Source organism: Granulicella sp. S190 (genome assembly GCF_009766095.1).
In the GTDB taxonomy this organism is placed as follows: Bacteria; Acidobacteriota; Terriglobia; order Terriglobales; family Acidobacteriaceae; genus Edaphobacter.
This window is the reverse complement of the sequence record NZ_LMUD01000016.1, coordinates 206,538-221,290: the sequence shown is the minus strand read 5'-3', so window position 1 is coordinate 221,290 and position 14,753 is coordinate 206,538. Positions and strand designations below refer to the sequence as shown.

At 58.7% G+C, this 14,753-nt stretch carries 12 protein-coding genes and 1 pseudogene; 4 read left to right on the top strand and 9 right to left on the bottom strand.

All coding sequences use genetic code 11. The annotated features are described in order from the left end of the window. Positions 1-34 precede the first annotated feature (34 nt). Positions 35-2,494 carry an ADOP family duplicated permease gene (locus tag GSQ94_RS10355; protein WP_158943724.1) on the top strand — a complete coding sequence of 820 codons (2,460 nt, stop codon included), beginning with the start codon at positions 35-37 and terminating at the stop codon, positions 2,492-2,494. Positions 2,495-2,550: 56 nt separating this feature from the next. On the opposite strand, the gene GSQ94_RS21390 is transcribed toward GSQ94_RS10355, so the two are convergent. The 6 genes and pseudogenes from GSQ94_RS21390 to GSQ94_RS10330 form a co-directional block, all read right to left on the bottom strand. Then, positions 2,551-2,772: an ABC transporter permease gene (locus GSQ94_RS21390; protein ID WP_254063809.1), complete on the bottom strand. Its 222-nt coding sequence runs from the start codon at positions 2,770-2,772 to the stop codon at positions 2,551-2,553. A gap of 91 nt (positions 2,773-2,863) precedes the next feature. Then, a pseudogene (locus tag GSQ94_RS21385) lies at positions 2,864-3,298 on the bottom strand (ABC transporter permease); the annotation flags it as partial. Further along, positions 3,295-4,086, bottom strand: coding sequence for an ABC transporter ATP-binding protein (locus tag GSQ94_RS10345; RefSeq protein WP_158943722.1), 792 nt, complete (start codon positions 4,084-4,086; stop codon positions 3,295-3,297). The gene GSQ94_RS10345 and the pseudogene GSQ94_RS21385, both read right to left, overlap by 4 nt. Before the next feature lie 163 nt (positions 4,087-4,249). After that, the gene (locus tag GSQ94_RS10340; protein ID WP_158943720.1) at positions 4,250-5,008 is read right to left on the bottom strand and encodes a hypothetical protein; all 759 of its coding nucleotides are present in this window, start codon (positions 5,006-5,008) and stop codon (positions 4,250-4,252) included. 38 nt (positions 5,009-5,046) lie between these two features. Continuing rightward, positions 5,047-5,394: a hypothetical protein gene (locus GSQ94_RS10335; protein ID WP_254063785.1), complete on the bottom strand. Its 348-nt coding sequence runs from the start codon at positions 5,392-5,394 to the stop codon at positions 5,047-5,049. Then, a complete protein-coding gene (locus GSQ94_RS10330; protein ID WP_158943718.1) occupies positions 5,354-5,809 on the bottom strand; it encodes a condensation domain-containing protein in 456 nt (151 codons plus the stop codon). The genes GSQ94_RS10335 and GSQ94_RS10330 overlap by 41 nt, the downstream gene beginning before the upstream one ends. A gap of 782 nt (positions 5,810-6,591) precedes the next feature. Here GSQ94_RS10330 and fdhD point away from each other — a divergent pair. After that, positions 6,592-7,533, top strand: a complete 942-nt coding sequence (fdhD, locus tag GSQ94_RS10325) for a formate dehydrogenase accessory sulfurtransferase FdhD (protein ID WP_158943716.1) — start codon at positions 6,592-6,594, stop codon at positions 7,531-7,533. Positions 7,534-7,594: 61 nt separating this feature from the next. Here fdhD and GSQ94_RS10320 read toward each other — a convergent pair whose 3' ends face one another. The 3 genes from GSQ94_RS10320 to GSQ94_RS10310 are packed head-to-tail and all read right to left on the bottom strand — an operon-like array spanning position 7,595 to position 10,989. Further along, a complete protein-coding gene (locus GSQ94_RS10320) occupies positions 7,595-9,187 on the bottom strand; it encodes a Do family serine endopeptidase (RefSeq protein ID WP_174240914.1) in 1,593 nt (530 codons plus the stop codon). 33 nt (positions 9,188-9,220) lie between these two features. Continuing rightward, positions 9,221-10,588 carry a M56 family metallopeptidase gene (locus tag GSQ94_RS10315; protein ID WP_158943714.1) on the bottom strand — a complete coding sequence of 456 codons (1,368 nt, stop codon included), beginning with the start codon at positions 10,586-10,588 and terminating at the stop codon, positions 9,221-9,223. After that, entirely contained in the window at positions 10,588-10,989 is a 402-nt protein-coding gene (locus GSQ94_RS10310; RefSeq protein ID WP_158943712.1) for a BlaI/MecI/CopY family transcriptional regulator, read from the bottom strand. The genes GSQ94_RS10315 and GSQ94_RS10310 overlap by 1 nt, the downstream gene beginning before the upstream one ends. Before the next feature lie 190 nt (positions 10,990-11,179). Here GSQ94_RS10310 and GSQ94_RS10305 point away from each other — a divergent pair, with 190 nt between their 5' ends. Continuing rightward, a complete protein-coding gene (locus tag GSQ94_RS10305) occupies positions 11,180-13,255 on the top strand; it encodes an EAL domain-containing protein (RefSeq protein ID WP_158943711.1) in 2,076 nt (691 codons plus the stop codon). Between the two features lie 54 nt (positions 13,256-13,309). Further along, positions 13,310-14,695: an ethanolamine ammonia-lyase subunit EutB gene (locus GSQ94_RS10300; RefSeq protein WP_158943709.1), complete on the top strand. Its 1,386-nt coding sequence runs from the start codon at positions 13,310-13,312 to the stop codon at positions 14,693-14,695. Positions 14,696-14,753 lie beyond the last annotated feature (58 nt).

Here is a 14,753-nt window from a genome sequence, read left to right as displayed (position 1 = left end):
CAAACAGACGAAACCGCTTGAACGGAGGTTTGATATGTCGTTCTTTCACGATTTGAAAATTGCCGTGCGTTCTCTGGCGCGAGTTCCTGCGCTGTGGATTACCGTCGCCCTCACGCTGGCATTGGGTATTGGAGCCAACGCCGCAATCTTCAGCGTAGTGCGTGCCGTGCTGCTGCGTCCGCTCGCAAATCGCGATGAAGATCGGTTGCTTTACCTGCGCCAGAGCGCCCAGGGCATCGGCGAAGAAAACGCTGCGTTTTCGGTCCCCGAGATTCAGGACATCGGCAGCGGCCTGAAGTCAATTAAGGAACTGGGCACATTTTCAGAGATCGATTTTACCGTCGTGGGTCTAGGCACGCCGCGCGAGATCCCAGCGGGCGTGGTGGATGGAAACTACTTCGAGGTGATGGGTCTACACCCGGTGCTTGGTCGCCTGCTGACTCCCGCCGATGACGGACAGAACGCCGCCGGAGCTGTGGTGCTGACCTACCACTTCTGGAGAACATCGCTGCACTCCGATCCCAGCGTGATTGGAAAGTCTGTGCGGCTGGAAAGCTGCTGCGGCGCGCGCCCCGCGACAGTGGTTGGCGTTCTGGAACCATCCGTTCCCTATCCGGTCGCAACGGAGATCATCGCCAATATTGTTACCAGCCCGCATCACCTCTCTGCCACCATGGTGACTGGGCGCGAGCATCGCATGACGGAGGTCTTCGGGCGGCTGGCTCCCGGCGCGAGTATCGACAGTGCGCGAGCGGAGCTGCGCAGCATACACGGCGCCATGGTGGCTGCGCACCCGGAAGTGTACAAACCTGGAGACCATTACAAGATCGACGTAACGCGCATACACGCGCAGATCAACTCGCGCGCCAACACGATCTTGTGGATACTATTCGCGGCTTCGGCGCTGCTCTTCGTGATTGCGAGTTCGAACGTCGCCAATCTGGTGCTGGCGAGAACGGTGCGCCGCGAACCGGAGCTGGCAATACGTTCAGCGCTCGGCGCAAGCGCTTCGGTGCTGCGTCGTTCTCTGCTCGCTGAAAGCCTGATCCTATGCGGGAGCGGGGCCGTCGCGGCAGTGGCGCTCGCGATCCCGATGGTGGCCGTGCTGGGTCGTTATGCATCGCGCTTCTCCGTGCGCGCCGAAGAACTCACGCTCGACTTCAGCCTCGTATGGTTTGGGATCGGGCTCGCGTTGATCGCGGCTGTCTTCCTCGCATTCATTCCACGGCTTCCCTCGGCGGACTCGCCGCAAGGCGGCCTTACCGGCCGTGGAGCACGTGTGGCCGGTGGGAGTAGCCGGCGTCTCCGCATCTTTGCTGTTACGCAGATCGCAGCCTCATTTCTGCTGCTCGCCGGAGCCTGTGTTCTGATGAAGACTCTGTTTGTGCTGGAGCAGATGCGACCGCCGTTCGATTCGGCCAATGTTCTTGCATTGAATCTTCCGAAGATGTCGTATGGGCGGACACCCCAGCAGGTGGACGAGTTCTATCGCGAGGTGCAACGTCGGATCGGAGCGCTGCCAGGAGTGGAGCACGTGTCTTCGGGCTTTACCGCTCCCTGGCGTGATGATCGGGGACTGAACATCAGCTTTCAATTTGCCGCGCAAGGCGCCCGACGGGTCGACGGCCAAGACTTCCGCGGAAAGTTCCGGGTGGTATCGCCGGGATACTTCGACACGTTCGGTGTGCCAATTCAGGAGGGCCGCGACTTCAACGAGGGCGACGATGATGGTTCCGAGCGTGTGGTCATCATCACTCAGAGCCTGGCAAAGATGCTTTACCCAGGGCAGGGCGCGGTGAACCATACCCTGCAGTGGACGGACGGGGTGATGAAATTTGTCGGCATCAGCACCGAACCAAGGCGAATCATTGCCGTCGTACCCGACTTCGACGATGAAAATATCATCCCGTCACCGGCCATGACGATCTATGAGCCGAGCGAACAAGAGCAAGGATGGAACGGCCGCCTGTTCGTGCGCGCACATCAGGATGCTTACGCGCTCGTCCCCGCCATCACACAAACCATTCGCGGGATATCGGCAGATCAACCCGTGGAGAAGGCCAGCACCCTCGGCGACGTTCGCGCTGAGGTGCTGTCGCCCGACCGGCTCAACGCGATTGTGTTTGGCGGATTCGCCGCCGTGGCGCTCCTGATCTCTGTGGTAGGCGTGGCAGGCGTCCTCGCCTTTTCTGTCAGCGGGCGTACGCGGGAGTTTGGAATCCGCATGGCCCTCGGCGCTCTACCTCGCAACATTCTCTCCACCGTTCTCGTAGAGGGTGTGGTCATGGCCAGCATTGGAGTGGGCTCGGGCGTCCTGGTGGGCCTTACTCTGGCACGAGCAATCGCCAAGTATGTAACGGATATCCATCAGCCGGGCCCGTTCGCGTTTGTCGGTTCCGCTGTGGTCATTCTGATTGCGGCCGTAATTGCTTCAGCGGTGCCCGCGGCACGTGCCGCAAGAGTGAACGCAGTGGAAGCGCTACGTTTCGAGTAACCCGCTTAATGCGACAGCTTAGTTAGGAAGTCTGATCGCGAACCGTTGGAGAAGTTTCAAACTTCGATTTGCGAGAAGAAATAGGCGCCTGTCATAAGAAATATTGCCGCCAGAGTACATAACAGAATGCTGTCCAGAAAGTAGTTGAAGTGCCAGACACCTACCAGTGCTCCCCGCAGACCATCCACGCCGTAAGAGAGCGGATCGATGTGCGTGATCATACTGAGGACCCTGGACAGATTGCTCAATGGATAAAGAGCGCCGGACAGAAAGAACATGGGCATCACGGAGGAAGTTTGAAGCGAGGTTAAGACCCTCCATGCTTTGAATCATCGAACCTAGCGTCATTCCAAGCGCCGCGAAAGGGATGGCGATCATGGTGACAAAGCTGAATGCAGATACCAGGTTGACCCAGTGCTGCGGCCGGAACCCCGCGATAAGACATACCAGAAGAATCAATGCTCCTTGGATCATGCCTATCGTTGCGCCACCGAGAGTACGACCTATCATGAGATAGATTCGAGGTACCGGCGCAACCAGGGTCTCCTTGAGGAATCCAAATTGGCGATCCCATAATACGGCGATCCCGGAAAACATCGAGCTAAGAAGCACGGTCATACCCACAATACCTGGCGCCAGGAACTGCAGATAACTTCCTTCGCCGGCCTTTTCGAAGACAGGGCCGAAGCCGAGACCGAAAGCTAATAAGTAAAATGTCGGTTGTGCCAGCGAGAAGATAATCTGTACGCGCGATCGCACGTAGCGTTTGACTTCGCGCAGCCATAGAATGTAAATCACGTTCATCGGCTACTCCCTATCATCCGTGCAATTTCTCGAACCTGCTCTGTGGAGCTTGCGCTTCCATCGCGAACGGATGTCCCGGTAAGCGCCAGAAATGCATCTTCCAATGAATCGGTGTCCGTCCTTCCTTTCAAAGAGGATGCCGTGCCTTGTGCTATCAACTCTCCGTGATCCATGATCGCAATCCTGTGCGCAACCCGCTCGGCCTCGTCCATGTAATGTGTGGTCAGGAAGATCGTGGTGTTCTCCGTCTCATTCAAATACTTCACGTGGGCCCAAAGCTGGCTTCGGCTCTGCGGATCGAGACCCAGTGTGGGTTCGTCGAGAAAGAAGATCTTCGGCATGTGGAGCAATCCACGGGCAATCTCGAGTCGACGCTTCATACCGCCGGAGAACTGCTTAACAAAATCCTTACGCCTCTCCCACAGTTCGAAGAGGCGGAGTAGCTTCTCGATTCGCTCGGCTCGAAGTTTCTTTGTCATGCCATAGAGAACCCCATGCAACTCCATGTTTTCGTATGCAGTTTGCTGTTCGTCGAGGCTGGGATCCTGAAACACGACTCCGAACTTCTTTCTCGCCGCCATCTGCCGGAGGACGGTATCTATTCCATCCAACTGGATCGTGCCGCTGGTCGGACGAAGCATCGTCGTCAACATTTTGATGGTGGTCGTCTTGCCTGCGCCATTCGGTCCCAGAAAGGCAAATATCTCCCCCTGCTCCACATCGAATGAAATTCCTTTCACTGCGGTGAGTGACTTGAAAGTCTTCGTAAGATTGCGTACCCGAATCATGAGCCCTCCTCAGGCAAAGTCTGTCTCTAGTGCGTTTCGGAGAATGTCGATAGACAAAGGACTACGGAACGCTGCTGCGTATAACCAAAGTGGTGACTTCGCCGTCCTGGGATTGGACTCATCCAGCTGATGGCTCGAAAACAAGATGAGCTACGCTAATCTCCTACTCCACCGAAATAAGTTGCTCTCGGAGCAGGGACATAAACTCATGCTTTAGAGCTTCAGCCTGCTTAGAGCTGAGACACTTCTCGTCGCTTACAAGATAGAAGCGCATTTCGCCGTTCAACGCATAAGCGACCAGTCCGAGCAATCTGATGTTGAAGGAATGCACGTAGATGCGCAGATCCTTAACCCGAAACGGGGCATCGCTATCGCTGACCACAACATTGCCCAGATTAGAGAGCGCGAAACGGTTCCAGCTGCCGTTGATCTTGAGCCTGTCTCCCAGACGTACCATCGACTGAATCTGCGCGGCAGGTAATGGCCGAAGCATCTCAAAGAAGTGGTATCGGCCGGGTATATTGACCATCTCCCTCTCGATATCTCTGCGGATTTGTTCGTGCATCTCGCGAGTCCGTGCCCAGAAACCCAACGTCCGTTCCTGTCCCGAAGGTATTTTGAGGCTACCGCCCCCGAAGAAGATCATGTCGCTTTTTAAGGCGGTGAGGCGCCCTCGTCGTGCGTCCATTGGGCTTTCGATCAAAGCAGGCGCTTTTTGTTCCCCCAATACTTTCAACAGAGCACGGTCGAGTGCCACTACCAGCGCCGCATGGATCGAGACTCCTTCCGCCTTGCACCGCTGCTTTAGCGTATCCGACAATGCTCGGTCTGTGGCCCATTCCAGGCAGCCTTCTCTGTTCTCAGGGGCGCGACGCGAATGTGGAATGAGGCGCGTGAGTCCATTCACAAGCATCGCCTTCAAACTGCGCTTCCACGGCTGCGGAGGCCGGTAATCGCCGATCATGTCTTGTTTGTGATCGGCCGGTACGGAATCAACTCCTCATCGTTGTGAAGAGCGCCCAGTACCTCTTTGACAACGGTAAGCATGCTCATGCCATCGCAAATACGGTGCGAGGTCACCAGCAGAAGGTCGCTCTCCCGCTCCGATTGCAGCAACACCGCACGAAGTTGCGGTTGATCAAATGGGAATACGGTTGTCAGCTCAAACTGGCTCTCACGCCGGAAGTCATCCTCCTCTATCCGTGGAAGGATTCGCAGCGGAACCTCTGGCGCACAATCCTCTTCGTAGTACAGGCCATCTCGCTCCTCACGGATGAGTGTGCGCAATGCAGGATGCTTTCGTTGCACTCGTCCAAGCGCCAGCCTGACCCGCTCGGTATCGACGTTGCCCTCCAGTCGTAGACACCCACAGAGGATCTCTTCGCAGATCTACCGGCTGGGTCACTTCATGTGACATCCAGGCCTGGATTGCAGCTCGCGGATCGGCTTCCCCACTCATGTCAACATATGGGAAGTCGCCCGGGTAGTCTGGCCGCAGAAGTTGCTGGGGCTTGCCATCCTGCTCGACCACACACACTCGCAGCTGTTCCGCCTCTGCCACCACTTGTTGAAGTGCCAATCGGAAGAGCTCCGGCTTGATGGGGCCACAGATCTCGACCGCCTCGGCGATGTTCAATATGGCGCCCGACGTTATCTTCTGTGTGATCCAGAGACCGCGCTGTGCAACGGTTAGTGGAAAAGAACTATTCCCGTACTCGTTCATTGCTCGTTCTCCTCAAAAGGATTCTCAGATTTCCACTTCACATCTCCGGTATCTACGCAGCGCGTTGCCGTCTAACGTGGCGTCTCTTGAGTCAGCTGAATGTCCGCTTACCGATGGACGAATGTCGAAGAGACACACCTCGGGTAAGTCGTTCGTCGTGCACGGAACAGGCGGCAGAAAGACAAATCCGCTACTTGTCGCGATAGCGACGGCCAATGGATTTCTAATATTCGAGCCAACAAGAGTGGGGCTAGTTAATGGCGAGGCTGCAAATTAAGGAACGTTCTACACACCATGAAAAGAACACTTATCGCTTGGGGTCATAACATCACCTTGTTGTTCTAGCTAACAAAACGTTCTAGCTAACAAAACCCGCGGGAGAAGTTCATGAGGAAATGAGGTGATGCAACTTCAGTAATGCCGCGCTAATCTCTGTGTACTCGAACGCACGCACTCTTTGCGAGTAAATTAGCAAACACGTTTTTCTTTGTCAAGGGAGCGGTGCTCTCGGCTATTGACGACCGGAAGCAGCGAGGCCGCCATGCGGTTCGCGCAGGTTCGACGGAGGTCATGGGCTCCGAAGTGCTCGATCCCGATTTGCTTCGATGACTGTTCAACCACAGACCAGATCGCCCAATCGTTCATGCTGTCGCGATTGATCGTCCCGGAATTCGAGACCGACCGTAATAGCCGCCCGTCCTCGACGCCAGTGAAGAATCCAATTCGCTACATCAGGCTCGCCGCTGCGTAGCGCTATCCTTCTCCAGAGGCACTGCACGCTCATGAAGAGTCAGAAACCCGCCATCCCCACTCAGCCAGATCAAGAAACAGATCGAGCCACGCTCGACCTCTCGATTGAGAAGATCACAGGCCTGAACTCGCGCTTCGCCCACGACACCGTAGCCGTCGAAGAGCCTCTCGAGATTCAGCTCGCCCACGGCCCCTCTCATGCGAGATCGCTAAAGTCCATCTCCGTCACCATGCGCACCCCCGGCCACGACTTCGACCTGGCCGCCGGCTTCCTCATGACCGAAGGCGTCGTCAGCGACCCCAACGACATCGACCGGATCGCCTACGCCGCAGGCAGCATCGGAGAGATCCCGCGAGACTCTGCCCTGTCACAATCCGCGCTCCCCTATCAGCCCGGAAAAAATATAGTACGTGTTGATCTCGCGCCCCACGTCGTCGTCAGTCTCGCTAATCTGGAGCGCAACTTCTACACCACCTCGAGCTGCGGCATCTGCGGGAAGGCCTCTTTGCTGGCACTCCAGACCGTCTGTCCTCCGCGCCGAAAAAATACCTTTCGCATCGACTCGACAATTCTCTATCAGCTACCACATCGCCTGCGCGAAGCCCAACATCTCTTCAGCCTCACAGGCGGAATTCACGGCGCGGCGCTCTTCCACGCCACAGGAAACCTCCTGGCCGTCCGCGAAGACGTTGGCCGCCACAATGCCGTCGACAAGCTTCTCGGAGCACAGTTTCTCGCCGACCTCACTCCCCTCCGCGACACGCTGCTTCTGCTCTCAGGCCGCGCCAGCTTTGAGCTCCTGCAGAAAGCGCTTATGGGCGGAGTCTCTCTGGTCGCCTCCGTCGGAGCACCCTCCAGCCTCGCTGTACAGGTCGCGAAAGACTTCGACATCACCCTCATCGGCTTCCTGCGCGACAATCACTTCAACATCTACCACGGCGCAGAACACATCCTGAGAGCTGCAAGCACGTAGTCCCGGCAAATAAAAAATGGGCCGCCGCAAAGCTCCGCGACGGCCCGGCAAAACTTAGCCTTTACATGCCGCTCTGGTTCCCCGCATCATCATGAACCACGCGATAGCTGGCTCCTCCCTGCGACCACACCAGCAACAGCAGATCCTTCCCTGCTGTGTTCGCATGGGCGGCACTCACAAACTGCTCCGCCGAAGTCACCGGATGACGGTCCACTTCAAGGATCACATCCCCCGGAGCAAGGCTCGCATCATCTGCCGGGCTTCCCGGGCGAACGCTGCGAATCGCAACCCCCTGCACCTCCGAAGGAATATGTAACTGCTGCCGTACATCAGGTGTCAACTCAGCGACTGCCAGCCCGAGCTTCCCCTTCTGCGGGCTGGCATCATCGCCTCCGCTCGCTACCTCGCTGTCCTTGTGGTACTCCCCGACCTTCACGTTCAACGTCTGCGCAGAGCCATTGCGAATAATCCCCAAAGCAATCGAAGTCCCCGGAGTATCCTCGCTCACCGCAACCTGCAGCGCCCCTCCGTTGATCACCTTCTGCCCATTCAGCTCATCGATCACGTCGCCATTTTTCAGCCCGGAACGCGCCGCAGGAGAGTCAGGCGTAACCTGCGTCACAATCGCGCCTGTCGCCTCTTTCAGATTGAAGAAGCTCGCATTCTCGGGTGTCACATCGTTCATGCTGATGCCGAGATAGCCGTGATGCACGGCACCGGTCTTGATCAACTGCTCCGCCGTCGTCCGCACAATCTGCGAAGGAATCGCAAATCCCGCGCCCGCAAACGAGCCGCCGTTCGAGATGATGAATGTATTGATGCCCACCAGCTCACCACGCGCATTCACCAGCGGACCACCCGAGTTGCCTGGATTGATCGCAGCATCGGTCTGAATATATCCCCCCGGCTTCCGCGCATCATCGCGATAAGGATTCTGCCGATCCACCGCGCTCACAATTCCGCGCGTCACCGAAAACTGAAAGTATCCGAACGGACTGCCGAACGCCAGCACCGTCTGTCCTGGCTTCAGCTTTGTCGAATCGCCCCACGCGATGCTCGGCAGATCATGCGCATCCACCTTGATCACCGCTAGGTCAGTCAGTGGATCACGTCCCACCAGCTTCGCCTTCAGCACGCGACGATCATGCAGGGTCACGCGCATCTCCACCGCGCCATCCACCACGTGGTTGTTCGTCACGATGTAACCATCAGGCGAGATGATGATGCCACTGCCGATCCCATGCTCCAGCTGCGGCTGCTGCGGACGCTGCTGCTGCATCATCCCCGGAGGAAGCTGTCCGAAGAACTGCTGCAGTCCCGGCGGCAATCCCTGCCCCTGCTGCCCTTGCCCCTGGCTATCTTCCTCCTCGCCAGCTTGTTGCTCGGCTGACCCACGTGAAGTCACCGCGACGTTCACCACAGCAGGCGTAACCCGCGCCGCAACCGCCTCCACCGCATTATCCAAAGCCACCAAAGACGAAACGCTGTTGTCATCCATCGGCGCAGGCGAAGAGATAGGCGACGAGATCATCGCCGCATGCACGCCATTGTGATGAACAAACATTCCAGTCGCCAGCACTACAGCCGCGGCAACGCCTGCAGGAACGGCAATCCGCCCCGCCTTACCTACTAATTTATTAGTTTCAAACGACATGATCGATCCTCAGCAACGGTTGATACAGCTTGTTTAAAGTTGAATGACCAGCCAGCCGCCCTCGGTAGGCACGGCTGCATACGAAGAAGAAAATCCACGCTCACTCGAAACCGTGAGCACCATCCTTGGCGTCGCTGACTCCTCAAACGAGGTCAGCACCACCCACCTCTGCATCGGTTGCGCCTGTTGCATCGCCGCACGACTCTGCTTCGTGCGCATCAGCGTAGCTCCCTGCACCGAACGATGTCTCTTAGCTGCACTCGTCTTCACAGACCGGCTAACCAGATCATCTGTTCTCGAGGGCATGGACGCCTTCAACAAAGTCTCATGCGGAATCCCTGCAGTGCCATCGACAGAAGAAGGATTAAACGCAACCGCCTGATACTCTGCACTCGTCGTAGCGAAACTCTGCGCCTCGACACGCGAAGGAGGCGCACCGCCAGAGAACGAAATCATCTGTGGGCAACGCGCCAACTCCGTCGCTCCGCCCACCAGCCCGAGCACCAGCACACCCATCACCACCCGAGCCTGCCCTCGACCCATACCTTCGCTGCGGCGCAAAATGCTATGCACCCGCCGCGCGAGCTCCGATCGCCTCTCCCATGCACCCAGCGAAAGCGCAGCCACTCTCCGCCCAAGCCGCTGCTCTGCCAGGCTCGTCAGGCAGATCGCGTAGGCCTTCGGAGCCTTCGTCAAGCGAAGCACCGCATCGTCACACGCCAGCTCCCGCTCAAAACACAGCCGTCGCTCGATCCATAGCAGCGCAGGATTCAACGGCACCAGCACCAGGCTGATCTTCTGCAACAGATTCATCCAGTCATCGCCACGACGCAGATGCCCCATCTCATGCAGAACAATCTGTTCCAACTCCACCGCAGAGAGCGTCTCCAACATCTCCTGCGGAATCAAAATCCGTGGCGAAAAAAATCCAATCACGCTGGGCCGGTCCACATCCGCTGACGTGCAAATCGTGACCTCACGCCAGCCTGCCGCAGCCAACGCAATCTCGCAACCTGCATGCGCATCAATCGGCGTCGCGCGCCTCCAGATCCCATGCAGTTCGACCGCGCTCCTCGCCAGCCTCACCCCGCGCACTATCGACGCCATCAGCCACAGCGCCGCAACCGCAAAGCTCCATCGCACATCCACCAGCACCAGGGCGCGATGCCCAGGGGCCCCACTCGCAGGAATCCCGTATCCATGCCACAGCGGCATGAACGCCAACACTGCAAACACCACCGTCCACACCGCAAACCGAATCGCCGCCGTCGTCTTCGGAACCAGCCGCAGACACACCCCCACCGCAGCCGCCAGCACCAGTCCCTGCCACAAACCCGACACCACCGCTCCCGCCGCTACTCGCGACAGTCCTTCAACGCCATGCAGCAGGCTCAGATCCATCACAGTTCATCTCCTGCTCGGTCGTCTTCGGCTGCTGCAATCGCCTCTTTCAATCGCTGCAACTCCTCTGCCGTCACCTCATCGTCGCCCAGCAACGAGAGCAATAGCCTCTCCCGTGAGTTGCCGAAAAACCGTTGCATCATATGTCGAATCTCGGACCGGCTTGCCTCCTGCTCGGCAACGCAAGGGCTATAAAGAAATGCCCTGCCCTCCTGCCGATGCTCGACATAGCCCTTCTGCTCCAGAATCCTGATCGTCGTCAGCACAGAGTTATAAGCCAGTGCAGAACCCTCCGGCATCGCCGCCACCAGCTCGCCCACTGCTGACTCGCCGCGCACCCACAGTATCTTCATCAGCCGTAACTCAGCCTCTGTCAACGTGATGGACTTCTTTGGCGGCATATCCTCTCAATGTCCCGGCCTCCTTAGAATCAGAAGCCAGAAAACTACTATCGAAGAGACGATCAACTAATCGATTAGTTAGCGTGAAATCCGGAAAATAACTTCTTGCCCTCACCCTCGAACCGGCATGACCTTCTAAAAACCAAGCCCCCTATTTATCTCCGCCTACCTGTCAAATTCTATGTAGGACATGTCTTCCCTCCGTAGTATCTTCGTTGCCATGGCTGCGGAAGAAGCGAACGATCTGCGCAGAGCGCTCGACCAGAACGAAATCATTCCATACTTTCAACCTCTGGTTGAACTGCGCACCGGCCTGCTCAGTGGTTTCGAGGTTCTCGCCCGCTGGCAGCATCCCCTCCGCGGTCTCATCCCTCCCAACGAGTTCATCCCCTTAGCCGAAGAGACCGGACTCAACGGCCAGCTCACCGGCAACCTCCTTCGCGCCGTCTTCGCCGCTGCAAAAAACATCCCCTGCCACCTCACCCTCTCAGTCAACATCTCCCTCACCCAGCTCACTGACTTCTCCCTTCCAAAACACATCCGCGTCGCCGCCGAGCAGGCCTGCTTTCCCCTAAGCCGTCTCATCCTCGAGATCACCGAAAGTGCCCTCGTCAGCAACACGGAGCATGCCTACCGCATCGCCACCGAGCTCAAAGAGCAAGGCTCCCGCCTCGCCCTCGACGACTTCGGCACCGGCTACTCCAGCCTCCGTCACCTCCAGTCGCTCCCCTTCGACGAGCTCAAAATCGACGCCAGCTTCGTCCGCTCCATGAGCCACACCCGCGAGAGCCGCAAAATCGCCGCCGCCATCGTCGGTCTGGGCAACAGTCTCAGCCTCACCACGGTCGCAGAGGGCGTCGAAAACCAATCCATAGCCGACATGCTCCTCTGGCTCGGCTGCGATCTCGGTCAAGGCTGGCTCTACGGCCGCGCCGTCCCGCCAGAGCAACTCCCCGAGGTTCTCGCCACCAGGCTCGATCCGTCGCCCCAGCCGCCGTCGGAGCCCCGATCGCCTGCTGCCAGCTCCACCCTCCCACTGCGTCTCGAAGCGCTCCCCACCCAACGCCTCGCTCAACTCAACGCCATATATGACGGTGTCCCCGTCGGCCTCTGCTTCGTCGACTGCAACCTCCGCTACGTCAGCGTCAACAAGCGCCTCGCCGAGATGCACCACATTCCCGTCGCCGCTCACCTCGGCCGCTACATCTCTGAGGTCATGCCCGCGGTCTTCCCGCTCTGCCAGCCTTACCTCTTGCGCGCCCTCAAAGGCATTGCCAGCACCGACCTCGAAATCTGCTATCCAGACCCCAATCCTCTCAACGACAAACGCACTCATCTCATCTCCTTCCACCCTGCATGCGACGAGGTCGACGAGGTCATCGGTATCTCGGTCTCCGTCGTCGATATCACCCGTCGCAAGCAGGCTGAGCAAGCCCTCATCGAGAGCGAGGACCACTTCCGTCACACCGTCGAGCTCAACCCTCAGGTCCCTTGGACAGCCGACCACCACGGCACCATCCTCGACGTCAGCGCGCGATGTGAAGAGATCACAGGAATCTCAAAGCACGAGATGATCCATGGAGGCTGGCCGAAGATCGTTCATCCCGACGATCTCCCCGCCGCAATCCATAGGTGGACCCGTTCCGTTCGAACCGGAAGGTTCTATGACTCGGAGTACCGCATCCTGCGCCGGGATGGCGTCTGGCGCTGGATGAGATCACGCGCCACCCCACGCATCGACGCGCAAGGAAAGGTCATTCGCTGGTATGGCAACGTCGAGGATATCGACGACCGTAAGCGGGCAGAGGAGGCCCTCCGCCGCAGCGAAGCTCGCCTCCAGGCCGTCTTCGATGCTGTCCCCGTCGGCTTGGTCATCATAGAAGCTCCCAACGGCAACGTCGTCATGAGCAACCCCCGGGCCGAGTACATCCTCCGCAGCGTCATCGTTCCCTCCTCGCTCATCGATGACTACTGCCGCCCGCCGGACTCCTATGCTCATGGCAACCCAGCCTACGGAGAGAGTGGGTATCCACTCGCCGACGCCATCCTCAGTGGGCAGAGCACCGGACCCAGGGAGCACCTCTGCCATCACAGCGATGGAACCAGCACGTGGATCAGCATCACCGCCGTCCCGGTCTTCGATGACGACGGCAAGGTCTCTGGAGGCATCGTCACCATTCAGGACATCGACGAAGAAAAGCGCAAGATGCAAACCCTCTCCGATCTCAACTCGGTCCTCAACATGAAACTTCAGACCCATCGATAGAACTGGCCTCGATCGCTCCCCATCCCCTCCGGCAACCTGCTAGCGTAGTAGCCAATGGCCCACGCCCACACCGTAGCGAGCGTCCGCTACACCTTCAACACCCTTAGCGATCTCCTCGCCAAAGCCACCCCGGCCCGCTCCGGCGACGAGCTCGCAGGCATCGCCGCCTCCAGCGCCCAGCAACGTGTCGCAGCGCAAAGCGCCCTCGCCGATCTCCCGCTCGCCCACTTCCACAACGAAGCCATTGTCCCCTACGAAACAGACGAGGTCACGCGCCTCATCGTCGACACCAGCCGCGCTCCCGCAGCCATCGCAGCCTCCGCCCCCATCGCCAGCCTCACCGTAGGAGAGCTGCGCGACCATCTCCTCTCGGACGATGCCACGCCAGCCAGCCTCGCCGCCTTGGCCCCCGGCCTCACCCCGGAGATGGTCGCCGCTGTCTCCAAGCTCATGCGCCTTCAGGACCTCATCCTCGTCGCACGCAAAATCAGCGTCGTCACAAAGTTCCGCACCACCGTAGGCCTTCCCGGCCGCCTCTCCACCCGCCTCCAACCCAACCACCCCACGGACGACCCCGCAGGCATCGCCGCCTCTATCCTCGACGGTCTCCTCCTTGGCTCCGGCGACGCCGTTATCGGCATCAATCCCGCCTCAGACAACGTAGCCTCTCTCACCACGCTCCTTCATCTCGTCGATCACATCCGCCGCCGCTACGAGATCCCCACCCAGTCCTGCGTCCTCGCTCATCTCACCACGCAGATGCAGGCCATGCAACAAGGCGCCCCGCTCGACCTCCTCTTCCAATCCATCGGCGGCACCGAAGCCACTAACACCAGCTTCGGCATCAACCTCGCTCTTATCGAAGAAGCCCACCAACAAGCCCGCAGCCTCAACCGCACACCAGAAAACCCATCGCCAAACATCATGTACTTTGAAACCGGCCAGGGCAGCAGCCTAAGCGCCAACGCCCATCATGGAACCGGAGGTCAAGGTGTAGACCAGCAAACCCTCGAAGCCCGAGCCTACGCCGTAGCGCGTCATTTCAACCCCATGCTCGTCAACACCGTCGTCGGCTTCATCGGCCCTGAATATCTCTACGACGGCAAGCAGATCCTCCGCGCAGGCCTCGAAGATCACCTCTGCGGCAAGCTCCTCGGTCTCCCCATGGGCTGCGATATCTGCTACACCAACCACGCCGAAGCCGACCAGGACGATATGGACGCGCTTCTCACCATGTTAGGCACCGCCGGCGTCAACTACATCATGGGCGTCCCCGGCGCAGACGACATCATGCTCAACTACCAGAGCACCTCCTTCCACGACGCCCTCTACCTGCGCCGCCTCCTCAACCTCCGCCCCGCCCCGGAGTTTGAAGCCTGGCTCAACACCAACGCTCCCCACTGCCTTACCCTACCCGCCATGCTCCCTAACCGTCCCTAACTTCCGCTCGAACCAACTGCAGTTGCGGTTGCTGTTGCCGTTGCTTGCCCTCTTGTTT